Raw genomic sequence first — 22,794 nt, 5'->3', positions numbered from 1 at the left:
CTAAATCGTCTCGATGTACTCTTCGTGCGGGCCCAATTCGGCATCGGACGCCAGCTCGATGCGCTCGCCGATCCGTTCGAGCTCGAGCACCGTGATCCGGTTCGTGCCGGCGTGCAGCAGCGGCGCCGGCACATACAGTGTCCGCTGCGGGCCGACGTGCCAATACCGGCCCAGCAGGAAGTCGCCGATCCAGACAAAGCCCTTGCCGAACCCGGGGAACGCCAAAAACGTGTCCGCCGGCTCGTCAATGGTCAGCTCGGCCGTCGCCACGCCGGCCACGCCTGCAACTCCGGCGGCACCGGCCGCCGTAGCCCCGGCCGGCCAGGTTGCCCCGGCATCGGCCCGCAGCGATGTTTCCGGCACGTCGTCGGACCGATCGGGCATGTCCAACGCCGGTCCGTTCGCGCCGAGGGCGTCCGGCGTGAGTTCGTCGAGCGGCACCGGCACCATCGACCAGCCCATCACCAATCGCCGATCGATCAGGACGCCGTCGATGATGCCCTTGTGTTCGCCGAGCTTCGGGCCGTAATTGATCCGGCCGAGATTCTCGACGAGGATCTCCAGGCTCAACTCGTCACCGGTGCCTTCGATGGCAAGTCCGTCGCCCGAACCGAGTCGGTGCACGGTGCCGGCGAGCCGGCCGTCGGAATACACCTGCGCCCGGTCGTGCAGCCGCGGGAATTCGAGCACGTGTTTGCCGTCCGGGACTACCGGCGCGGCCCGATAGAGCATGAGCCCGGCGTCCAGCCCAACCTCCTCGAACGTTTGCGGTGCCGGGAACTCCACCGCAGGGGCGACATTGCGCAACGCCGGGAGCAGCTCGCGGCGGAACGTGATGGGCAGCGACTCCTCGGGGAGCGTCGGCGGAACGGGCGGCGGCTCGGGAAAATCCTCCTGAGCGTGCTGGGTGAGGACCTTGCGGAACGAGAAGAATTTGTCCGTCACCGCGCCGTTTTCGGAGATCGGGGCGTCGGAATCGTAGCTGGTGATCGTCGGCTGCAATTGGAAATCGTCGAAGTTGGCGCCGGCACGCAAGCCGAAATTGGTACCGCCATGCGCCATGTAAATGCTGACGGACCCTTCGGCGAGGATGTCGTCGAGCGATTGCGCGCCGCTTTCGGCGCTTCGCACGTGATGACGTTCTCCCCAATGGTCGAACCAGCCGTCCCAGAACTCCGCGCAGAGGAACGGCTCATCGGCCCGCCGAGATCGCAACAATGCCGCCGCAGTGCTCGGCTGGCTGCCGAAAGTGGCGGCCGTGAGGACGCCGGGGACGCTGCCGCCGTCCAGCATCAGCTCGGTCGGCCCGTCCGCCGTATACAAAAGTTCCGTGATGCCGCCCGACCTGAACGTATCGGCCAGCCACCGGAGATACTCGTGGTCGTCGCCGTAGCTTCCGTATTCGTTCTCCAACTGCACCGCAACGATCGGGCCGCCGGCCGAGGCCTGCAGCGGGGCCAACCGCGGCAACAGGTGCGACAGCCACTCGGCCACCGGAGTGGTGAAACGTTCGTCCGAGCTGCGCAGCCGGATACCCGGGATGCCGGTGACCCAACTGGGCAGACCGCCGTTATCCCACTCGGCGCAAATATACGGGCCGGGGCGGACCATCACATCGAGGCCGGCGTCCGCGGCTAGACCGATGAATCGCTCGAGGTCGCGCGGACCGGAGAAATCGGGCTCGCCGCGGTACTGCTGATGGAAGTTCCACGGAATATACGTGTCGATAGTGTTCAAACCCATGGCTTTGGCACGGGCCAATCGGTCCGCCCAATAACCCGGATGCACCCGGAAATAGTGAAGCGCCCCGGAGCGGATCGTATGCGGCCGATCGAATCGATAAAGGCTCGCGTCGCGATACGTCAGCGCTCGGGGATTCAGCGCGTTGTTCTCGCCCATGAGAAGTTCCTTGCGGTTGGGAGCTACATCGTTGTAACCGTTGACTTCGACTATTTCAGATGTCCGACGTCTACTCAATAAAAATCATACGAAAGTTCGCTGGGAATCGGGTGAGCGCGAGGTAGCCCGGACCTGAGCCCGGCCGGTCGGACTCGGGCCCGCCGCTCTCTACAGGTAGCCCAGCGCTGCCGACGTCAGGAGCCGCACACCCGTCGACAAGGTCGGTTCCGGTGCGGACGGCGCGAACTTGTCGGTGTGATTGCCCGGCACGTTCACGACCTTGTCGGCGAAAGAGTCACCCTCGGCCGCATCCCACGTCCGGGGATCGGTAATCCCCAGGAACCAGTATGCGTACGGGATCGGCGCGCCGTCGTAACGACCCGGGCCGGGGATTCCGAGTTCGGAGAAATCCTCGCTGCCCATCATGGTGGCGCCCTCGATGACGGCGCCGCCCTCCAGCTCCTCGTGGGCGGCTCGGACGGTGCGCACGACGTCGGCGTCGTTGACTGTGACGGGAAAGTCGGAATACGTGGTGACGTCCGGCGGGGCCGGGCAACCGGCGGCCAGGCATTCGGCGTCCGCGATCCTCCGGATGGCGGCCAGCATCTTGTCTTTGCTGCGATCCGACCGCACCCGGATATTCATGGTGATCACTGCTTCGTTCGGGATCACGTTGGCCTTCGAGCCGGCGTGGAACATGGTCACGGACAACACGGCGGGGTCCGACGGCGCGAACTCCCGGGACACGATCGTTTGCAGGCGGGTGACAAGGTAGGCGCCGACCGCCACCGGGTCGACGCCGAACTCCGGCTGTGAGCCGTGACCGCCGCGGCCGTGAATTGTCACGTCGACATTGGCCGCCGCCGACATCACGATGCCTTCCTTGTGCATCACCGTGCCTTCACGGCCCGGCATCACGTGCTGGCCGAGGCACACGTCCGGCCGCGGGAACCGGGTCATGAGCCCGTCGTCGACCATTGCCAGGGCGCCTTCGGCAGTCTCTTCGGCGGGCTGCGCGCAAATGACCAGCGTGCCCGACCACGAGTCGAGGTGCGCGGCAAGCAGTTCGGCAGTGGCGACCAGGCACGTGGTGTGCACGTCGTGACCGCACGCGTGCATGGTCGGGGTCGCGGTGCCGTTCACGTCGACGGTCCGCGTGCTGGCGTAATCGAGCCCTGTCGCTTCTTTGACAGGCAGGGCATCCATGTCACCGCGCACGAGGACCGTCTTGCCCTCGCCGTTTTGCAGGACGCCGACCACGCCGGTCTTCCCGACGCCCTCCGTCACGTCGTATCCGGCGGCGCGCAGCCGCTCGGCGACCTTGCCGGCGGTCCGGTGCTCGGCCATCGACAATTCCGGATGCGTATGCAGATCGGTATAGAAATCCACGATGTCGGCTTGCCGGTCATCGGCCGAGTCGGCAAGAAGCGCGCGGGTGCGTTCGGCAGCGGAGAGAGTCATCGTCGGGCCCTTCATCGTGTTCCGTCGGAAAGCGCCGGTACCGGCCGCTTCACACAGTCGATTATGCCCTGCTCGGCATCGCCGGCGAGAGCCCCGGTGAACAGATTTCGTCGGTGAGCTCGGCGATTTGTCGACATTCGCCAATTCGGCTCCGCTCGGTCGCGGCTAGGCTGAGAGGAAGTCGACCTCCCGATCAGAAAGCGACGGCCATGACCCTCACGACGTACAGTTCCGCTATCGACATGCGGGCTGCGCTCGACCGGAAGGAAATCTCCGCCCGCGAGCTTCTCGCCTTGCACCGCGAACGCATTGACGCCGTGAACGGTGAGGTGAATGCGCTGGTCAGCATCGATTTCGACAAGGCCGAAGCGGCGGCGGCCGCGGCGGACGACGCTGCGGCGCACGGCCGGTCGCTTGGCGCCCTGCACGGGCTGCCGTTCGGGTTCAAGGACACTGTGGACGTTGCCGGCTGGCGAAGCACGCATGGATCGCCCGTGATGGCCGATCACGTGCCGGAAGCCGACGACCTGTTGGCCGAACGTGTGCGCGGCGCCGGTGCGGTGACGGTGGCAAAGACCAACGCGCCGGAATGGGCCGCCGGCTCGCACACCTTCAACCCCATCTTCGGCACGACGTACAACCCGTACGATCTCAGCCGGTCCGCCGGAGGATCGTCGGGCGGTGCGGCCGCCGCATTGGCCTCCGGCATGCTTCCGCTGGCGGACGGAAGCGATATGGGCGGATCGCTGCGCAATCCGGCGTCGTTCAACAATGTCGTCGGCTTCCGGCCGAGCCCCGGACGAGTGCCGACGTGGCCGAATTCGACGCCATGGGACAGGTTGGCCGTACAGGGGCCCATGGCTCGATCGGTCGACGATCTGGCGCTGCTGTTGTCGGTCATCGCCGGGCCGACCGACAGGACGACTATGTCACTGTCGACGGCCGGATCGACGTTCGCCCGGATCGAGCAGACTCCGCTGGCCGGATTGCGCGTTGCATTCAGCGCCGATCTGAACGGTGCGCTCGCTCTCGACCCGGCGGTCCGCGCGGTGACGGCGGCCGGACGCGACGTGTTTTCGACGGCCGGCGCGGACGTGCAGGACGCCGCACCCGATCTGAGCGGCGCCGACGACGCCTTCACGACGTTGCGGGCGTGGCAGTTCCAGATGAACCTCGGCCCCATGCTGGCCCGGCATCCCGATCAGTTCAAGGCCACGCTGGCGGAAAACATTCGGGACGGCGAGGCTCTCACCGGGCACGACGTCGCCAGGGCGATGGGAGAACAAGCTGCGATCTATCAACGCATATGGCGGTTCTTCGAACGGTTCGACGTGCTGGTCATGCCCGTCTCCCAGGTCCCGCCGTTCGATGCCGGGCAGGAGTACCCGGAGACCATCGACGGCGCAACGATGACCTCCTACCTGGATTGGATGCGCTCGGCGTACTTCATCACCGTGACGGGGTGCCCGGCCATTTCCATGCCGGCCGGCTTCACACCGGAAGGGTGGCCGGTCGGCGTCCAAATTGTCGGCCCGCCGAACCGGGATCTGAAGCTGTTGGGCATCGCGAAGGCATTTGAAGCACTCAACCCGGCCGGTGCCCGCCGTCCGGAGCTTGACAGGATGAGGTGAAGGACAGTCCTTCCCAACAAACAGGTGTGTCGGTGACGGGCGAGACGGCGGCTGAGCAGCTGATGTTCCCGCCCGACGGACTCTCGCGCTTTTTGATGACGTACCGGTTCGGCATCGACGAGATGATGACGAAGATCAACATTCTCAAGGACGAATTCACCTATACGCACGAATACAGCCCTATCGAGCACGTCACGTCGCGGCTGAAAGAGCCGAAGAGCATTGTCGAGAAAGCGTGTCAGTTTCAGAAGTCGACGGCACGAAATGTCAGAAGTGGCCTTCACTCCCTCGACTGACGTCATAGTCCGTGAGCAGCTCACGTGAGGATTCGCGCCCGAAGTTACTTGCTCTTGCTCTGCTTCAGTACCTTTCGTCCGTCCTCGCGGAGTTCTCCGCTGGGAGAGACGTGGCGGTAGAGGGTTTGGCGGGTGATACCGAGTTCTTTGCAGAGTCCGCCGACCTTCGTGTCGAGTTGGCCCATTGAGGCTACGGCCAGTCGCACCTTGGCTGGCGTCATCTTGTACGGCCGTCCGCCTTTGCGTCCGCGGGCGCGGGCTGAGGTGAGGCCGGCGACGGTGCGTTCGGAGATCAGTTCGCGTTCGAACTCTGCCAGGGCGGCGAATATGCCGAAGACCAGTTTCCCGGACGCGGTGGTCGTGTCGATGGCCGCACCCTGGCCAGTGAGGACTCTCAATCCGATGCCACGTTCGGTGAGGTCATGGACGGTATTGACCAGATGACGCAGATCCCGACCGAGACGATCGAGCTTCCACACGATCAACGTGTCACCGGCGCGTAACGCTTTCAGACACGCGGCCAGATGTGGCCGATCGTCTTTCTTCCCGGAAGCCTGGTCCTCATACAGCCGTTCGGCCCCTACTCCGGCGGTGAAGAGCGCGTCACGTTGCAGATCGGTGGTCTGCGACCCATCGGCCTTTGAGACCCGCGCATATCCGACAAGCATCCGGTGGTCCTCCATCACTTATTCGTTCGATAAAGTGACACCGTTCAGACGATTCGCTCTCCTAGACTATTGTGTCACTTATTCCGTTACTTATTCTACGTAACACAGACGGTATCGTCCGCATCTATTGTGACAGGAATTCGAGAGGGATGCCGAGCTGGTCGAATTTGAGTCGGATGCCGCCTCGTTGAGACGCGCGCATAGCCGATCAACTTCCCCGTGACGTCCTCTCAAGATGTCTCGAAACTAACGTCGAGCACTCCACTTCAGCCGAACGGTTTCAAGACATAGTTGTGAGATTATCTGGAGACGAGCGACCACGCAGGATTCCGCGAAAACCTGAAGGACATCGTTCATATGCGCACCCGACTGGCGAGACGTCTCATATCCCTAGGGTTACGAGACTGAGCGACAACATCTGCAGAGCTCATCGTCTGAACCTGCCTCGGCATAATTCCGCATTCCCACTCAAGACTTACCGAGCAGATTCACTGACACGTGTGTGCAAGCACAACGAAGAGACTCCTGGTCGCCTCCGATTCTCACCAGTCCCTCACATTCGCTACACGAAAACTCCTTGATCAAACACCTCCACGACTTCGCTACCAGAGCAAATTCAGCCGGGGTCTGATTCTCCCATTCGTTGAAGTGAACGACAGTGTTGATTGCCCATTCATCTTGTTTTGCTTCCTGGGCTGCCGCTTGTATTTGGGTATCCCACGCGTCTAGTTCAGCAACAATCTCGGAATGCCCCCAAGAGTTGGCAGAGTTCTTTCCCTTTTTAATTGTTGCTCTCAGCGCCTTGATGCTGCTGTTGAAGAGTTCTCCAAGCGTATTTTGGCCGTCCAGTCTGTACGGGACTGGTGCTGCGACGTTGCTGGCGCATTCGCGCCCAATGTGCTCAAGGTAAGAGCGCAATGATCCAGCAGCAGCTTTCACCTGCCCCTTACCCAAGAAGGTCGAAATCTCATCCCACGGTTCATAGTTCGCCCAGTCGACAGGCCCGCTATCGACACTCCATGTCCGAAATTGAAGTACGTTACGGCCTTGTGCAAAACCCTGTGATTTCATTTGGCGCATCCATTGCTCGTCGTGGGTAGTCACGACAAACTGCGTGTTCGGAAATTCCTTCATCAACAACGAAACGACGAGACGGCGGTGACCCGAGTCGATCGACATTAGGACGTCGTCCAAGGCGCACAGGGTAAATTTGGAGCTCATGGTCAATTGGGCTAGAGCGAGATAGAGACATAGCCCCATCGCATCTTGATGACCCTCGCTATGGTATGCCCCAGGAGGGTACTGACCTCGACCGTAGAAGTCGACATTCATGTCCAAGCCTGCGCCTGATGGAGTTAAAGTTGCAGAAAATTGGCTCTCATCGTCAGCATTGACAGCCGCGTAAAAGGACGCAAACTTAGTTTGAACATCGAGATAGATTTGCTCAAGACTCGTAGACGTCGACGATTCAAAGACCTTGCAGACTGCGCTTGATCTTCGAGACTTTTCGGACAGTTCAGAAGCCACTTGCTGCTGTTGTTTATACTCATCCAGAGCATGCGACATTGACCGCAAGCGACCCTTTCGTTCATCCGATTCGCTAGGTAAGGGGAGTGCCTGAACTTTCAGTTGCAGCTCCGAAAGCCAGGCACTAATTGGCTCCATATTCGACTTCGCGAGTACAGCAAGCGCTGCTAGCTCCGAGGGCGAATCGACGGAAAGGAGAGTATTGATTGCCGCACGAATTATTTCAAGTTGCTGCTTTGTTGCGGTCGATTCGTGGTCCATCGCTTCCGCAATGGGAAGCACATCCGAGATCTTGTTCTGTAAATCACTAAAACGTGGCACCAGAAGGCCGGACCTAGCACTGAGGGCCGTTAGAGCGTTCTTTGCTGCAGTAGATTCAACCCTTTTACGTGCAACGACCGCCTCAAACTCGCCTGGGAGCCAGGTGGTTGCGCAAACGGGGCACTCCACGCCCTCGAACAGCTCCAGCGCAGATTCCAGAAGGTCATCGGACTTCAGCGCTGTCATAAACTCCACCGAATCAGTCCGACGAGCAGCATCATCTACCAATTGGCCTAGCTGCCCGTCGACGTCATCTTGAAGGGAAGCTTTCAGACTTGCCTCAAGTATTGACAGCTCGTTTATCCATTCGGGCCGGTTGTGGAGCGATGCGGACTTGCTCGCAGAAGAATCGACTCCTGCGACAATCCCTTCGGGATTTACGTCGACGACAGACCGAAGTCCCAGACCTATCCTGTTCGTGTTGACCACAGTTAATAGCGCATCACCATCTAGAGTTTCGATTCCAGACGCAGAAAGTAGTTTGTCCTTTCGACCAGAGAGATCTGTTCTGGCTATATCAGAATCGCGCTTGTCCACATTGCGAACCCGGACCAATGTCGATCTCGCTTGGCCGATACGTTGAAGACCAAGTAGATCCGCAACACCCTCCCCTCGACTTTTTCCCTCAGCTAGAACGAAGCGGACTATCTCTCTTCGCGTGAGAGCGAACTCAGGATGTTGCACCATCCAATTGAGCGCGGCCTCAGATTCGAGAGTATGTGGAGTCAAAGCTGGCTCCCGAGGTTTCGCGACAGTCCGCTTCAATACATGAGACGAGCCTGTCCCAACGACGGTGAATGTCATTTCGACCCAAGCATCTTTAGGTGTCTTGACCATGTCAACATGCGAAGCATGCGACTTAACCGAAACCCCGGCCGAACCTCTGCCTGTCAAACGGGTGATGGATCCTGTGAGTGCGAACTCGAGTGCGTCGATCACGCCGCTCTTTCCTGTCCCGTTCCGCCCTTCAACTACGAAAGACTTCTCATCCATCTTGAAATCAAACGAGCGGATGCCTCGAAAGTTGTTGATGCGTAGCATCTCGATTTTGATCATTTCGTGGCACCTTCGAGGATCGCACGAACTTCAGCTTCAGTGGGTGCCTTCTCCCGACGTAGAAGTATCGCCAAATCAGCTCCGGTAGTCGAAAATCCCTCTAGTTCTCCCAAGGAGCGACCAAATTCGATCATGATTTGATCTACAACGGAAAGAACGTTGTCGTCCATTGGCACCTCAGTGTGCGCTTCTTCCTCAGAGTTGAGCATGTTGTCATTCTGGGCTGTAGAGGCGTCATTTACTAGCATTACCGTCTTTCAGCGAGATTCGTTAAGATCCAGGGTTCTTCATTGAACCGCACTCTGAGGCCGGGTCACTCAAACAATGTGTCTCAGAACCAACGTGTGTCACAACCTATGGTTATAAGATGACGCGCGGCCCGACCTGCAGTACGGAGCGACCACAAACGTCGCTACGAAGCGACGAACTCCACAGCCAGGACATCACTTTAACGATGCTGATCAGCGCCGTGTTTGACCGGTAAGGGATCCGTTTACGGAACGTGGAGGGTGGCCATGTTGGCCTGTTACGGGGTCATGGGCGTGAAGTGCCTTGGTTCGCAGCGACGGACTCGCGCCATTCTGGGCGCAAGCGACGGGCTTGACGTTCCGTGGCGATCACGCCGATAATCCCGACAGTCAGCGCGACTAGCAGCAGCCACCAAAGACCGATCCAGATGAGGATGACGGCTGCGATAATGACTCCAACAACCACGGGTGGCCACTTGAGGACCCGGACTCCACCGCGCTCCAAGAAGCCCGTGGCCGTTGCGACGGCGATCGGCCGCAAGTTCGGATCGTCTAACCGTTGGCCGCGATCGACAGCGAATTTCACTGCCTGCCGGTCACGGAAATTCAATCGGTAATAATCGGCCACCGAATACGGCATCGCACGCCTCCACCCCAATCCCGAAAGCAAAGCCAGTCACCAAAGCCAACCGAGCCGCCGCTCACGAACTCACGCGGCCCGAGCGTCGATAGGAACGACGAGCGAAGCGGATCAGGTGCAGGCCGGCTTGGTGCAATGCGACTCCGGCCGCGGCATTGATCAGTCCCAACGCGGCACCGGCCGCTAGCCCCGGTCCGATACTCATCGCACCACTCACAACGAGTATCACCGGCCAGACGACAACTGCCGCAACCAGAGCCGGACGCCACCAGCGACCGAACAGCACCCCAAAAAGGATCATCGTCGGAATCATCGACCTCACCTCGTGATTCCAGTCTACGACGGCACAGACGACCCGGAGGCGACTTCGACAGCTCCGGCAGGCCAAGTGCTCCGATTAGGGATCCCGCTGCGGGACAGGCGGAATGTGTTTATTGGGTGTGTGCATCCGCGCTCAGCGGCCATTTGAGCGGGCCTGGCGAATTCGTCGGTGCACACGCCCTCGTCGTGTCAGCCGGCTACCCGTTGCAAAGAGCGGCGTCATAGCTCAGCCGGACCGTAGTTGTGGCGTCGTGTGTGGCGCTGTGCAAATCGAGACAGCCGCCTGACTCCTTGATTAATAGTCCGCCGAACCAGGAACCCTTGCGAGAAGGGCGGCCCGTGAAGTCGGTTTCGTTGGCTACCCATTCGTCAAGATCGACCGGCCCGGCATTACCGGTCCAGAACTTGGCTGGAACAAAAGCGAGGTGAATGTCGGAGGGGCTACTGACCACCAACCTCAGAGTGTGGCGCTGCGCAACGGTGATGGGTCCCTTATAGAAGTACCAGTCGTTCAACGCATCCGGTGGCTGCAAGTTCACTGTCTTTGCCGCGGGTAGATTGCTCACTCGTACTTGTTGATGCCTTTGGAAGTGGTCCAGTCCCCATCCGGCGGCTCGGCCGGTTCGATCGGATTCTGTGGTGCTACTGGAATCGTCACAGGTGAGCGCTAAAGATTTGGTGTTGTTGTGTGAACTCGTAGGAGTCGTTCTCTTTGAGTTTGGCGACGAAGTGGTGGGAAACGCGACGTTATCCTCAGTCCCAGTGTTACCGCAGCCTGCGGCCATGACCGTCATGGCGACCATGATCACCCAAAAGAAGTGTCGACCTCGTTTCAACGCGGCCACCACCCTTCTCCGGAGAGAATACTCGCTTTCGATCGCCTTGGTTCCAGCCACGCGAGGCCGTTCGAACCGTTCGGCTCAGCGCCGAATCTCCTTTGCGGACCGGTAGCCGAAATGCCATCCCTCAGCGAACACTTAAGCTATCCCGAGCGCTGCTGCGCAGTCGCCCACTCCCTGCAACCGGATGTCGGTCCTGCGGTGGGGAAGCCAGTCGTCGCGGGTCAGTCTCCATCGTTGGAGCAGGCCCACTTCGCCACGGCGAGTCGCCCAATCAACACCGTTCTCCGTGTACCCAAGAGCCCTCGATACACCGTTGGAGCCGGCATTGTCGACGAACGCATCGGAGGCTGCCTCTGTGGCTTTAAGCCCCTCGAATGCCAGATGCAGAATTGCCTGACGCATTTCTGTGCCGATCCCACGGTGGCGTATGTCGGTGGACAGCCATGAGAACGACATCACTGTTCCGAAGGTATCGAAGTTTTCGCCGATCAGGTCTTGCATTCCCACTGGTTGACTATCGAGCACCACGGCGAAGTTCAGCCTCCAGGAGCCCGGGGCTGCGTGCCCGCGGCCGCGCCATATGCCCTGCAGCCACTTGTGTACGCGAACTGCCGGGTCTTCTTCGTAAAGCGATATGGGGTCGTCATAGGGTGCGGGGTCCGCATTGGCTTTGCCATCACGCACGAGGGGCTGCAGTTGTTCGAGCAGCTCGTCAGTAGCGCCAACGAGCTCGATTCGCGGCGTCGATACTCGGACTTGCAGCGGTGCAAAGCTCAACATCGCTTCACCGTACATGCGCGTGGCCCAGGACGGCATCTCAATATTGGACCGAGCGCCGGAAGACCAGAAACACCCGAGGACCAGTCCCGACTTGTACATCCGTAAGAGGAACCCCAACTGACAGAGCCGAATCGCCATGGCGCGGAGTGCCGTGTCGTGAATGGGACTTCAGAGCAAAACGCACGCTTGTGAACGGGACTTCTGACAAATAAATGTCAACAGTCCTCTGCACAACCCTGAAATTGCGCGGCAGGCCGTGCCGTCGACTTCTGAAACTGACAACCGCCCCCAACATTCCCTCGATGAAGAACCACGGCTCATTGAAGAGCAGGTCCTGCACATCGGCCGAGCGCCGGTCGAAGGACAGCCAGAACTGTTCAGGCAGCTGAGCCGGGTGCACCCCGGTCACGCTGAGCAACCGCAGCACGCCGTCGACCAGGGCGTGCATGCAGCAGCCGACCGCGCCGATCCAGCCCACCACCGGGATCGTCGTCCGCAGCGCCGTCGCCCGGGAGAGCACCACCGGCAGCACCGCGGCGACCAGCAAGATGGCGGCACCAGTAGCGTTGACCCGCCGGAACAGCCCCTCCGAGACCGGACGGCCGATCATCCCAACTTCGCCACCGTCCGCGTAGTAGGCCCGGTAGCAGGCGTAGCCCAGACCCCAGAGAGCGAGTGCCGCTACGACCGCCGACCGCAGCCGGCACCGAGACTCCCGTGCACGGGTCGTGGCCGCCCGGTGGGACGTCGCCCGCGCCGAACCCTTCCCGATGACTTCCTCCCGTGTCGGCGTACTACCTCATATGTCGGTGTGGATGTCCGGATATGTCGACATCATGCCACGACCGCACGTGACGATTCATAGATTTTCCTACCGTTGAGTTTTCAGGCCCGCAGTCACTTCATCCCGCGACATATTGACAGCAGGGGCCGACATCTTTAATGTGTAAGCAACTGCTTACGGTAAGGAAATACTTACATGAATAATCGGGATCGGCTCAGCACGGCGTTCGCCGCATTGGCCGATCCGACACGTCGAGATATTCTCACCCGACTCCGCAACGGCTCCCTGACCGTGAGTGACCTGGCGGGGCACTATTCGATCAGCAGGCCCGCCGTCTCCCAGCATTTGGCGGTGCTCGAGAAGGCGGGGCTCGTCACGCGCGACCGTAGAGCACAGTGGAACGACTGCACGCTGGAGACCGCCAGCCTGGACGAGGCGGCAGCATGGATCGAGCAACAACGCGCGGAGTGGATCGAAAAGTTCGACCTGCTCGACGAACACCTCCGCAGCCGCCGAGAGCACGACCACGCACCACACGACCCGAACGAAGGAGAACAGCAATGATCAATACGACCGAAGGCTTCACGCTCGTGCGCACGTTCGACGCGACTCGCGAGGAAATCTGGACGGCGTGGACGGACCCCGATTCGGTAGCGAAATGGTGGCATCCGCGCGGGACGAGCACGCCCCGGGAGACAGTGGACATCGACGCGCGAGTAGGTGGCCGGTACACGTACGCCATGGTGAACGACGCTACCGGCGAGAAAGTCGTCACTGGAGGCACCTACCTGACGGTCGACCCGTTTGAACGTCTCGCATTCACCTGGGGCAATCCGGACGACGATCCCGATGACTCGCCGGTCGTGACCGTCACTCTCGAACCGGTTGCCGACGGCACGCGGATGACGTTCGAGCTGCGCGGCGTCACCGGGGCGAAGGGCGATGGGTACTTTTACGACGGGTGGGACGCAACGCTCGATTCTCTCAGCGAGCACCTGGGCGGGCCTGCTGCATGAAACAGCAGGTCATAGACTACGAACTCGCCAGTCCCGGCGCCCAAGAGCTGCTCACCTCGAGTCGTTTGGCCCATCTGGCGTACGTCGGGAAAGATGACACGCCGAAAGTCATCCCGGTCGGCTTCTTCTGGACCGGTGCGCAGGTCGTCATTTCCACGGCGACGACCTCGCCCAAGGTCACGGCACTGTCGGCCCGTCCGGACGTCGCCGTAAGCATCGATGCCGGCGACTCGCCCGATCAAGCAAGGACGCTGTCGATACGCGGGCGAGCGAGCGTCGAGATTGTCGAGGGTCTCACCGGGGAGTATCTCGCCGGCGCCGGGAAGATCATGGACACGGAAGCCCTTGCCGCGTTCGAGCGGAACTCGCGCAACATGTACGACCAGATGGCGCGCATCGCGATCTCACCGAGCTGGGTACGGTATTACGACTTCGGCGCCGGACGATTGCCGCACTTCCTGCAGAAGCTGGCCGACCAGAACTCACCCTGAGGCGCGGGCCCGGGACGCCCGATAACGGTCGAGCACAGGGCAATCCCACATATGGCGAGCGACGACCCATGCAACGTTCATCCCACAAGCCGAACCGATTGGGGCCGGCCCGCTCAATGGTGAAATAGGCTTACACAATTCAATTTCCCGGCTGTTGGCGCACTGCGCGCAGACGAGCGTTGGCCTCCGTTAACTCCGCAGCGGTTCGATCCCGCGCACTGCTAGTCAGACGTCGCAACTGTAAGTCCAGCACCGCCACGGCGCCGGCGTACTCAAGACCCAGCTTCTGCTGTAATCCCTCCAACGCGACCTCTGCTCGTGGTTCCGTAAGCGGACCGGCTTGCGGCGATCGTTTTGGCTGGGTCGAACCGTCGGTGTGAGTGGTCGTAGGTCTGTCTTGCCGTGGAGATCACCCAGGAGAACCGAGTTCGAGGCATGGCAGTCATGCGTACCGCCATCGAGCCACGCCCCCATCCGGTAGGCGGATCGCCAACCGGAACGGGGTTTGTGGCTCATCGGCTCGAGGCTCGAATTGTTCACCGTCGTCGCCGGATGCGGTTCGGCTTACGGTATATAGCCAATAGCCGTCAGCCCGGCTACGCCTCGATCGGTGAGAGTAACTGCTCGGTGTTGGTGCCGTCGCATCACCCACCCGTTGTCGATGAGGGTCGTGGCGAGGACGGCACCGAGCCGACCGGCCAAATGTGGTTGCTGCTCGCTCCAATCCACACAGAACCGTAAAAGCGGTCGTCGACTCTTAACCACTCGCACCTCCGCCAGGCTAATTCCGAGCCGGTCGAAGATATCGTCGGAGGCTGGTCCGAGATGGTAGGGGTTGGATGCCACCGGCCCGGCGCCGAGTTTGGCATGAGGGTCTCGGCCGATAGGGACGAGTGCGTCGCGAGCGATCAACGCATCCGTGATAGCCACACCAAGCCTGCCTGCGAGGTGATCGTAACAAGTGCGACCCGCCCGAAGAGCTCGCGCCTTGCTGCCTTGGCGTAGTGATCGTACTGATTCGGCAGGGGCGAGCCGGGCCAGGGCTTCAACCAAGTCCGCCACGTTGGGTCCGGCGAGGCGGTAATAGCGTTGCCGGCCAGCTGCCTCGGCGGTGATGAGGGCACCTCGCACTAGTTTGGCCAGATGGGCGCTGGCTGTCTGTCGTGATACTCCGGCTTCCGTGGCCAGTGCCGAAGCCGACAATGCCCGTCCGTCGGCCAGTGCCATGAGCACTCTGGCGCGCGAGGGTTCGCCGACCAGCGCGGCGATAAAGGCAACGTCAGCCTCGCCGACTGTCACCCCGACCGGATCAGACGATTTCCTCATAGTTTCAATGTAGCGCGGTCACAGTTCCACCACCATTGAATTATTGGCGTGGGATTGTGAGAAAGCCCTGTCACGAGAGAGAGGAACCAAAAGATCATGACGGCTACCGCAGAACAAGCAAAATTCGTATTTGAGCAGTGGCATCAACGCATCAAAGATCGGGACGCGGACGGGTTGGCGGCTTTATACGCCGACGACGCCGAGTTGGAAAGCCCGCTGGTGCCCCGCATGTTTGATATCGATACCGGTGTTGTTCAGGGTCGGGAGGAAATCGACCGCTTCGTGGCTGAAGCCACCAAGCGGCGCCCCGATGACGAGTTGCCCTCACTGTATCGAAGTGGGGATTTCATGTTCGACGGCGAGACTCTGACCTGGGAATATCCTCGAAAGACACCTGACGGAGATCAGCTCGACCTTGTTGAAGTAATGGAACTTGACGGCGCACTCATCCGACGGCACCGGATTTATTGGGGATGGCGCGGCACGCAACACATCATCGCCAACGCCATCACCAAAGCCAATCGATAAACGGCATTCCGGAAGATGCGGGCGACGAATCCAACCTGTCGGCAAACCCGACCGGTCAATGATCGGCTTATGGGTTGCTATTCACGTCGAGTTGGCCGAGAAGGCAACCAAGGTCATATTTGCCGCGTTTGATTTGAACCCCGGAAGTATTCTGCACGAGTTCCGGCGATAGCGAGCATTTGTGCAATCTATCCAGGCATGCCGCGTCCAAACTCGACGGCATCTCTACAAGTGGCAGTTTCAGCATTGGGACGTCACACAAAGCGGGATTGCATTTTTTTACTTCACCAAGTAACTTTTTACTTGTGCGAGTAACGAATGCGGATAAATCTGCGGCGGCAAGTGCACGGCGCACGCAGATCGTGGCTGCGACGATCACTGTGATTGCCGAGGAGGGCTACGGTCGGGCGTCGTTCGCGCGGATCGCAGAGCGTGCGGGCCTGTCCAGTACCCGGTTGATCTCGTATCATTTCGCCGGCAAGGACGAGTTGATCACTGCCGCGGCGAATGACGTGGTGAGTACGATCGGGACCTTCATGGCTGAGCAGTTGCGTGACCGGGATGGCGCTCCGGCGCGTTTGCGTGCCTATATCGAGGGGGTAGTGGGCTTTATCGACACTCATCGGGCGCAAATGAAGGCGCTGATGGCCATTTTGCTCGGTGGAGGGCTGAATTACGACGCCGATGCCGACCGCAGAGTGATTTCTCCGGTCGAGCAGATCTTGCGCGACGGGCAGGCGGCCGGTGAGTTCGGAGAATTCGACCCGGTCATTATGGCCGCCGTCGTGCAGCGGGCGGTGGATGGGCTGCCGTTCCTGCTGGACTCGAAGCCGGACCTGGACTGCGCCCACTACGCCCACGAGCTCGTGGAACTGTTCCAAGCCGGCACTACTCGGACCCTGCCGTGAACCAGACGACCACACAGGAGTCTGGTCGACGCACTGGTCGCGCATTGCTCGCCGCAGCACGAATGGTATTCGACTTGGTCGTTCCACTCACGTTGTTCTATGTGCTGCGCGGCGCTGGAGTGAGCATCTACCTCGCACTGCTTGCGGGTGCGCTCGCCTCCGGGATCACCGCGGTCGTCGTAGTGGCGACGCAGCACCGGCTGGACGGTATCGCGGTGTTCGTGATGAGTACGATGCTGCTGAGCGTCGGGGTGTCGCTGCTGACCGGCAGCACCCGGTTCCTTCTGGCAAAAGAAGGTTGGCTGACCGCCGTCACGGGGGTCTGGTTCCTCGGCTCGCTCAGGGCGCGGCGGCCGCTGGCCTATCAGTTCTCTCGACCACTTCTCGAAGGGCGGCTCGGTTGGCCGGCCGATTGGGACGCCGCCTGGGAACGTGCGCCGCGCTTTCGTCGAATGTGGCAAATCTCCACGGTTCTCTGGGGACTCGGCACCCTACTCGACTCTGCCGCCCGGGTGGTCATGGCCTACACCCTGCCCGTCGACGTCGTCCCCGCCATTAGTGCTGCGATGTACGCGATCACCTCAGCCGTCCTCATCGTCGTGACAAACGTCTACTACCGCGCCGCCGGTGCGTACAACCCGACATCGGCGCTCTACCATCCCAAACCCGCTCGACTAAAACGAACGGACGAAATAGGAGGTCTCGATGTCTGACCGGCCCCGCGCAATGCTGCCGATCCTGGTGCTGATCGTGCTCACCCCGTTGGTGGCCGAGCTGTCGTGGGGCTCGCTACCGATCCAAGTCGCGTACGCGCTGCCATTCCTGGTGCCGGTCTATGGGTGCGGCGCGCTACTCGCTCGCGAGCTGGTCCGTCGCACCGGCCGCGGCTGGGCGAGTCTGCTGTTGCTCGGCGTCGCTTACGAGGTCGTCGAGGACGGATTCGGTCTGCGCGCAATGTTCAGCCCGCACACCTACCACGCCGCCCAGTGGGGAGCCCGGGTCCTCGGCGTGAATTGGGCCTACACGGAGTTCAACATGATCTATCACGTGGCATTCACCATCGCCGTGCCGATCTTGATCACCGAACTGATGTTCCCGGCCCGGCGACACCAACCGTACCTTCGCACCCGTGGACTCGTAATCACCGCCGTTGCCTACCTGCTCGGCGTCGCGATCCTCCGCCTTGCCGTCGCGCCCAACGCGCCCGGCGCCAACACCGCCGACGCCGTACCGGTCGGGCACCTCATCGTCGCCGGAACAGTCGTGCTGGCTCTGGGCCTCACCGCGCTGCTGATCGTTCCCAAGCCCACCCACCGGCCGATCGTTCCCGGCACTCCGCCTCCGCCGTGGCTGATCGGCGTCGCCGTTGCCGCTGGTACGGTGCTCGCGCTCCGGCTCACCGCCCCACTCGGCGCAGCCGGCGACCCGCATCCCCTCTTCGGCGCGGGATGGCCCGTCCTGGCCCAAATCGCGGGCTCCCTCGCCGTCACCGCTGTCGTACTCACGATTTTGTGGCGCTCGTCCTTACGTACCGGATGGAGTCGGCGCCACCTCGTCGCTGTCGCCGGCGGTGCACTGTTGGCACACACCATTGTCGGCGCCTCCCTTTTCGCGTCGACCAACCCGGCCGAGCTCATCACCCTTGCAGTGTTCGCTCTGCTCGAAGCGGCCTTGATCATCGCCCTCTACCAACGCCGACTCGACTCGCGGCCGGCATCGTCCGACCAGCAAAGGGCACACCCGCTTTCTGCCGATCCAATCTCCGACAACACGCCAGGAAAGGACAAGAACAGTGCACATCGGTCAAATAGTCCGAAGGACGCTGAAGAGGTGCTTGACCGGCCTGCAGTTTCGAACTGATCCACACAAGGATCGCTTCTTCGCACTTCGAACTTTCCGACGTAACGGGTCCGCCAAGTCGACACCGATCTGGCTCGCACCAGCGAACGGGCGATGGTACGCCGTGACACCCAGCCGGTCGTGGAAAGTCAGACGCATTCACCACAACGACCACGTCGAGATCGCAGCAGCCACGTTCCACGGCGAACCGCTCGGACGATGGCACGCAGGGCGCGCACGCGTCCTGCCCAGAGCGGAACTACGCCCGGCCGCACGCGCCATGACGGCCAAGTACGACAATCAATTTCGCCTGTTCCATCTGATGCTCCTCATCGGCGCGTCCCGTAAGCACGGTGGCCCGGCCGTCGGCCTGGAGATCACCCTCGACACGGAACCCCGGCTACCGCCGGCGGACGGCCTGTGACCAGGGCATCAGAGGGGCACGATTCAACGTGAGGATCAGCAAATGGCAGGTATAAAAAGCAAGGGCACCCATCGTTTTCCTTGGTGGGAAGGCCTTATTTACCTGCTTGTGTTGTTGGTGGCGTCGGAGTTGCTCATTGCGCTGCAGTCCCTCATCGGTACGGCACTAGGTACAGGGAGTGACAACTCGGCACAGTGGGTCCAGTTCGCGCCGGCTTTGGGAGTCGTCGCGGTCATCGTATATCGCCGTTTCACGGGGCGAGATTCTACCGACCTCTTGGATAGCGTGCGCGCTAACGGCGTGGTTTGGCGCCGTGTCATCACGGGGATCATTGCGGCTGCCGTCGGAGTGTTGGGCTGGTTGCTGATCATGCGCGCTCTCGGAGTCACCGATCGCATCTTCACTCCCGTTGACGAGGGTGGAGCCCTTCCAACAATTTTAATTTGGACGCTACTTGGCTCATTCGGTGAGGAGTTCGGGTGGCGTGCATACCTGCAGCCCAAGCTACAGAATCGGTTAGGATTCTGGCTCGGCACCGCCAGCGCGGGGTTATTCTGGGGGGCCTGGCATATTCAAATCTTTACGCAGGCCCCGCTATTCGTGCTCGGGTTTCTCACGACTACGGTCGCCCTGTCGTTCATTATGGCTTTCTTGATCCGGGGGCAAAAGATCGGTTCATTATGGATCGCCGGGTCTGTGCACGCCAGCTTTGACTTGCTCGGCTACCTCAGAGGTCCCGGCGCTGGAACCGGGCCGGCGGAGCAATGGCTGCAAGCACTCGTTGTTGTCGCCGTTGCCGTGGTGGTTGGGCTGTTGACCCGCACGATAATATCGGACAATGACCACACTCAATCTCGCGCCGGTCGCGTGATCGAATAGTTCGTGGCGCAGATTCGTGTGATTCGATAAAGCCCCTTCTGGCTTGTGGAACGTTCCTCGTGTACTGATGAGCCCGATTGACGGTCGCGCCGACCGACACGGCCCACTTGACGATGGTTGAATGGACCGCTCGGGACTGTCCGAGGCACCGGCCACGAACGCCGTCGAGCTTTGAGATTTGTGGAGACAACTTCTGAAACTGACAGTCGATCTTTTGTAGCGTAAATCGAGGCCCTGATGCGCACTGTGCTATCCGAAGGGGTACGCGCCCGGCAGCATAAGCGTGCGCGGTGCTCGGAAGTGCCCAGCAATGCTGCCCTGTGGCGGTTCACACTGTTCCGGGTCGATTAATCGGCCGGTCGCACCTGGCCCAGTTCTTGCGTGCAGCGGGTCAGCGCGACATACAGTCCGTTCCAGCCGCGAGGCTCAGCGGTGATGCCGTCCGGGTCGACGACTAGCGCGGCGTCCCACTCCAGCCCCTTTGCCTCAACGGCGGCCAGCACGACAGCGTCCGGCACAGCTTCTCGCAACACCGCGATACGCGACCGCGGTGCCACCACACCGACACTGCCACTTTGCCACCGCACTCTCATTGCCTCCACCAGGCCCGCGACGGTGTCGGCCAGTTCTGGGTCGGCCGAAGTGACTTCCCAAGGCTCAAACCCTGAGTCGCGGACCGCGCGGGGCGGCTCGTTGTGGCTTCCTGCCCGGGCCAGGACCGGGCCGGTGAGAGCTATAACTTCACGCGGGGTCCGAAAGCAGATCGTCAGGTCGCCGCGGCGCCATCGCTCACCGAAAACCGGGGTGAGCGACCCTTCCCACGTCCTATGCCGATGCGGCGCTTCAGCCTGGTCAATGTCGCCCACGGCGGTGATAGATCGGGACGGGACGCGGCGGGCCACCATCTGCCACTGCATCGCCGAGAGTTCCTGCGCCTCGTCGACGACGACGTGCCCGTATGCCCAATCACGCTGAGCTGCTGCCCGGTCCACGAGGAACTCACCCTGTTCACTTGCTGCTTCGGTCGGTCCCAACAACTCCGCGACGGCGTCCAACAGCGGAATATCGCTGGGCGCGAGCGGCGTCAGGGCGTTAGTGATCATTGCCCGCTCATGTTCATCGAGCCAGGGGGCGAACTCGTGGAGCAGCGCGTCGTCCGCTAGGAACGATTGAAGGGTCTGGCGGGGGTCGTAGAGAGGCCAGAACCCGTCGAGCACGCCAGTGATGTCGCGGTCGCCCGCGATTCTTGTGTGCAGCCGCTCGATGTCATCGTCGGTGAGAGTCCCATCGACGTCGCTGCCCATTGCGCCGGTAAGGGTGCCGCGATTATCCGACTTCGCCAGGCCGGCGTCCACACGGGCCAGGAGGTCCTCAAAGCCATCCTCCACGCCGTCGAGCAATTCCTCGTGGCGTTCGATCACGGCGTCGGTCAGCAAGTCGTGCACGTTCTCGACGAACCAACGACGGGCCGCGTGTAGGTCCCTTCCGGACACCGCACCCTCCACAGCGCGCCGGATCCGATGCGCCGGCAGCGTATGAGTCTCGCCGTCCACCAGGAAGTCCAGAGCAGTCGGCACAGGGGCCAATGAGCGCACGTACGCCGTCAGCGAAGACTGCCAGAGAGAGCGCCCCTTCAGCTTCGCGAGCTCACGGGACTCGTCCCGCTCCACTGCGACACCTGGCACCAGCGTCTCGCAGGTCGCTCCCACGACCGCAGTCTCGCCAAGAGCCGGCAGTACTTGAGCGATGTAGTCCAGGAAGCGGCGCGACGGGCCGAGGACCAATACCCCCTGGCTGGCCAGACTCGGATGGCTGAAGAGCAGGTAGGCGACGCGGTGCAGCGCGACGACCGTTTTGCCGGTACCCGGGCCGCCCTGCACGACCAGCAGGCCATCGGGCGCCGCCCGCACGATGTCGTCCTGCTCACGCTGCAGTGTCGCGACTGCAGTGCCCATCCGGCCGGTCCGGCGTGCGGAGAGCGCCGCGAACAGAGCGCCCTCACCGACGAGATCGCCGGATTCACCTCCCGCGTCGAGCGGTTCGTCGTCGACTCCGACCACCTCGCGCCCGTTGGTTCGGATGTGCCGGCGGCGCCGTTGGCCCTGTGAGTCGAGCGGCGTCGCCGTGTAGAACGGACGTGCCGCGGGAGCGCGCCAGTCTAGTACCAATGGCTCGGAGTCGTCGTCCGGGCTGGGGAGTCCGACTCGCCCCAGATGACGGGTGGATCCGTTGGCGGCGTCGAGCCGGCCGAAGACCAGGCCGGTTTCAGCGTGCCGCAGGTCCGCTTGTCTGCGGCGAAGGATCGTGAGGCGGGCCGCTTCCACGGCATTGCGTGGGACTGCGTCGACGAGACCCTGCTTGACCTCCATCAGCAGCTCGTCTCTGCGCCCGTATGCCAGGTCGACGGCGTGCTGCTCATCGGCAAGCGCGTCGGCCTGTCGGACAATTGCTTCGGACATTCGGCTTCCCTTGAATGGATCGATTTTCTACGATTGAACCAACTCCAAGACGAGGCCACGAAACCTCACGCCGGTCAACGCGCCAATGCGGTCGCCGTCAACCCGTAATGCAGCACGGAACTGCGTTTATGCGAAGTAGAAGATGCCGGTTTCAGAATTCGCCCGTACCGATGCCAGAGCCCCTCCGCACTCGCGCCCAACCTCCTGGGACGAGCCGTGAGCGGATCGGTGTGCGGGACGTGAGCGGGGCGGCCCGGCTTGAGTGGCAACAGGGTTACTGATCCCATGATGAAGGAGTTGGTCGACGGCCTCCATTCCGCCTGCCTCGTGCCGGGCGAACTCGCCCAGCAGTTCAGAGCCGGTCCACGCATCTTCGTCATCTTCGCAGACGAAACGTGTTCCTTTCACCGGAGACATGGGCGTCCATCCGGTTGCAGAGAAGCTTGAGAG

Annotated in this window: 23 protein-coding genes; 11 read left to right on the top strand and 12 right to left on the bottom strand. The window is 61.5% G+C overall.

The features are described 5' to 3' along the window. Together BJY26_RS03015 and BJY26_RS03010 are read right to left on the bottom strand one after the other, a co-directional pair. Positions 1-1,899 carry a glycoside hydrolase family 35 protein gene (locus BJY26_RS03015; RefSeq protein ID WP_179425534.1) on the bottom strand — a complete coding sequence of 633 codons (1,899 nt, stop codon included), beginning with the start codon at positions 1,897-1,899 and terminating at the stop codon, positions 1-3. Positions 1,900-2,067: 168 nt separating this feature from the next. Further along, positions 2,068-3,360 carry an amidohydrolase gene (locus BJY26_RS03010; protein ID WP_179425532.1) on the bottom strand — a complete coding sequence of 431 codons (1,293 nt, stop codon included), beginning with the start codon at positions 3,358-3,360 and terminating at the stop codon, positions 2,068-2,070. Positions 3,361-3,569: 209 nt separating this feature from the next. On the opposite strand from BJY26_RS03010, the gene BJY26_RS03005 reads away from it, so the two are divergent. Together BJY26_RS03005 and BJY26_RS19495 are read left to right on the top strand one after the other, a co-directional pair. Beyond that, positions 3,570-4,991: an amidase gene (locus BJY26_RS03005; RefSeq protein ID WP_179425530.1), complete on the top strand. Its 1,422-nt coding sequence runs from the start codon at positions 3,570-3,572 to the stop codon at positions 4,989-4,991. After that, positions 4,988-5,287, top strand: coding sequence for a hypothetical protein (locus BJY26_RS19495; RefSeq protein WP_218852234.1), 300 nt, complete (start codon positions 4,988-4,990; stop codon positions 5,285-5,287). Before BJY26_RS03005 ends, BJY26_RS19495 begins: the two co-directional genes overlap by 4 nt. 44 nt (positions 5,288-5,331) lie before the next feature. On the opposite strand, the gene BJY26_RS02995 is transcribed toward BJY26_RS19495, so the two are convergent. The 8 genes from BJY26_RS02995 to BJY26_RS02960 form a co-directional block, all read right to left on the bottom strand. Beyond that, positions 5,332-5,955: a recombinase family protein gene (locus BJY26_RS02995; RefSeq protein WP_179429743.1), complete on the bottom strand. Its 624-nt coding sequence runs from the start codon at positions 5,953-5,955 to the stop codon at positions 5,332-5,334. Positions 5,956-6,423: 468 nt separating this feature from the next. Then, the gene (locus BJY26_RS02990) at positions 6,424-8,859 is read right to left on the bottom strand and encodes an AAA family ATPase (RefSeq protein WP_179425528.1); all 2,436 of its coding nucleotides are present in this window, start codon (positions 8,857-8,859) and stop codon (positions 6,424-6,426) included. Next, a complete protein-coding gene (locus BJY26_RS02985; protein WP_179425526.1) occupies positions 8,856-9,068 on the bottom strand; it encodes a hypothetical protein in 213 nt (70 codons plus the stop codon). Before BJY26_RS02985 ends, BJY26_RS02990 begins: the two co-directional genes overlap by 4 nt. 325 nt (positions 9,069-9,393) lie before the next feature. Next, positions 9,394-9,747: a hypothetical protein gene (locus tag BJY26_RS02980; RefSeq protein ID WP_179425525.1), complete on the bottom strand. Its 354-nt coding sequence runs from the start codon at positions 9,745-9,747 to the stop codon at positions 9,394-9,396. A 61-nt stretch (positions 9,748-9,808) separates the two neighbouring features. Continuing rightward, on the bottom strand, positions 9,809-10,048 hold the full coding sequence (locus tag BJY26_RS02975) for a hypothetical protein (RefSeq protein ID WP_218852232.1): 240 nt from the start codon (positions 10,046-10,048) through the stop codon (positions 9,809-9,811). Positions 10,049-10,265: 217 nt separating this feature from the next. After that, complete coding sequence (locus tag BJY26_RS02970; RefSeq protein WP_179425523.1) at positions 10,266-10,634, bottom strand: hypothetical protein; 369 nt, start codon at positions 10,632-10,634, stop codon at positions 10,266-10,268. A 411-nt stretch (positions 10,635-11,045) separates the two neighbouring features. Beyond that, on the bottom strand, positions 11,046-11,690 hold the full coding sequence (locus BJY26_RS02965; RefSeq protein WP_218852231.1) for a GNAT family N-acetyltransferase: 645 nt from the start codon (positions 11,688-11,690) through the stop codon (positions 11,046-11,048). Between the two features lie 37 nt (positions 11,691-11,727). Further along, complete coding sequence (locus BJY26_RS02960) at positions 11,728-12,300, bottom strand: hypothetical protein (RefSeq protein WP_179425521.1); 573 nt, start codon at positions 12,298-12,300, stop codon at positions 11,728-11,730. A gap of 369 nt (positions 12,301-12,669) precedes the next feature. Here BJY26_RS02960 and BJY26_RS02955 point away from each other — a divergent pair, with 369 nt between their 5' ends. Genes BJY26_RS02955 through BJY26_RS02945 form a run of 3 tightly spaced genes read left to right on the top strand, consistent with a single transcriptional unit; the run spans position 12,670 to position 13,981 of the window. Then, a complete protein-coding gene (locus tag BJY26_RS02955) occupies positions 12,670-13,038 on the top strand; it encodes an ArsR/SmtB family transcription factor (RefSeq protein WP_179425520.1) in 369 nt (122 codons plus the stop codon). Next, positions 13,035-13,490, top strand: coding sequence for an SRPBCC family protein (locus tag BJY26_RS02950; RefSeq protein WP_179425519.1), 456 nt, complete (start codon positions 13,035-13,037; stop codon positions 13,488-13,490). The genes BJY26_RS02955 and BJY26_RS02950 overlap by 4 nt, the downstream gene beginning before the upstream one ends. Then, positions 13,487-13,981 carry a pyridoxamine 5'-phosphate oxidase family protein gene (locus tag BJY26_RS02945; RefSeq protein ID WP_179425518.1) on the top strand — a complete coding sequence of 165 codons (495 nt, stop codon included), beginning with the start codon at positions 13,487-13,489 and terminating at the stop codon, positions 13,979-13,981. The genes BJY26_RS02950 and BJY26_RS02945 overlap by 4 nt, the downstream gene beginning before the upstream one ends. A gap of 564 nt (positions 13,982-14,545) precedes the next feature. Here BJY26_RS02945 and BJY26_RS19685 read toward each other — a convergent pair. Further along, complete coding sequence (locus tag BJY26_RS19685) at positions 14,546-15,307, bottom strand: ArsR/SmtB family transcription factor (RefSeq protein WP_179425516.1); 762 nt, start codon at positions 15,305-15,307, stop codon at positions 14,546-14,548. Between the two features lie 96 nt (positions 15,308-15,403). Here BJY26_RS19685 and BJY26_RS02935 point away from each other — a divergent pair, with 96 nt between their 5' ends. From BJY26_RS02935 to BJY26_RS02910, 6 genes are all read left to right on the top strand, one after another. Beyond that, on the top strand, positions 15,404-15,835 hold the full coding sequence (locus BJY26_RS02935; RefSeq protein ID WP_179425513.1) for a nuclear transport factor 2 family protein: 432 nt from the start codon (positions 15,404-15,406) through the stop codon (positions 15,833-15,835). A gap of 269 nt (positions 15,836-16,104) precedes the next feature. Next, complete coding sequence (locus BJY26_RS02930) at positions 16,105-16,743, top strand: TetR/AcrR family transcriptional regulator (protein WP_218852230.1); 639 nt, start codon at positions 16,105-16,107, stop codon at positions 16,741-16,743. 62 nt (positions 16,744-16,805) lie between these two features. Continuing rightward, positions 16,806-17,456 carry a VC0807 family protein gene (locus BJY26_RS02925; protein WP_280928321.1) on the top strand — a complete coding sequence of 217 codons (651 nt, stop codon included), beginning with the start codon at positions 16,806-16,808 and terminating at the stop codon, positions 17,454-17,456. Next, positions 17,449-18,603 (top strand): hypothetical protein, encoded by a 1,155-nt coding sequence (locus BJY26_RS02920; protein WP_179425509.1) that lies wholly within the window; start codon positions 17,449-17,451, stop codon positions 18,601-18,603. Before BJY26_RS02925 ends, BJY26_RS02920 begins: the two co-directional genes overlap by 8 nt. Then, entirely contained in the window at positions 18,536-19,006 is a 471-nt protein-coding gene (locus BJY26_RS02915) for a PPOX class F420-dependent oxidoreductase (RefSeq protein ID WP_237249164.1), read from the top strand. The genes BJY26_RS02920 and BJY26_RS02915 overlap by 68 nt, the downstream gene beginning before the upstream one ends. Before the next feature lie 42 nt (positions 19,007-19,048). Continuing rightward, positions 19,049-19,885 (top strand): CPBP family intramembrane glutamic endopeptidase, encoded by an 837-nt coding sequence (locus BJY26_RS02910; protein WP_179425505.1) that lies wholly within the window; start codon positions 19,049-19,051, stop codon positions 19,883-19,885. A gap of 347 nt (positions 19,886-20,232) precedes the next feature. Here BJY26_RS02910 and BJY26_RS02905 read toward each other — a convergent pair whose 3' ends face one another. Continuing rightward, positions 20,233-22,344 (bottom strand): HelD family protein, encoded by a 2,112-nt coding sequence (locus BJY26_RS02905; protein WP_179425503.1) that lies wholly within the window; start codon positions 22,342-22,344, stop codon positions 20,233-20,235. Between the last annotated feature and the right edge of the window lie 450 nt (positions 22,345-22,794).

The sequence above is a fragment of the Spelaeicoccus albus genome (genome assembly GCF_013409065.1).
In the GTDB taxonomy this organism is placed as follows: Bacteria; Actinomycetota; Actinomycetes; order Actinomycetales; family Brevibacteriaceae; genus Spelaeicoccus; species Spelaeicoccus albus.
Note: the sequence above shows the minus strand (reverse complement) of the source record. Positions and strands in the feature narration are given on the sequence as shown.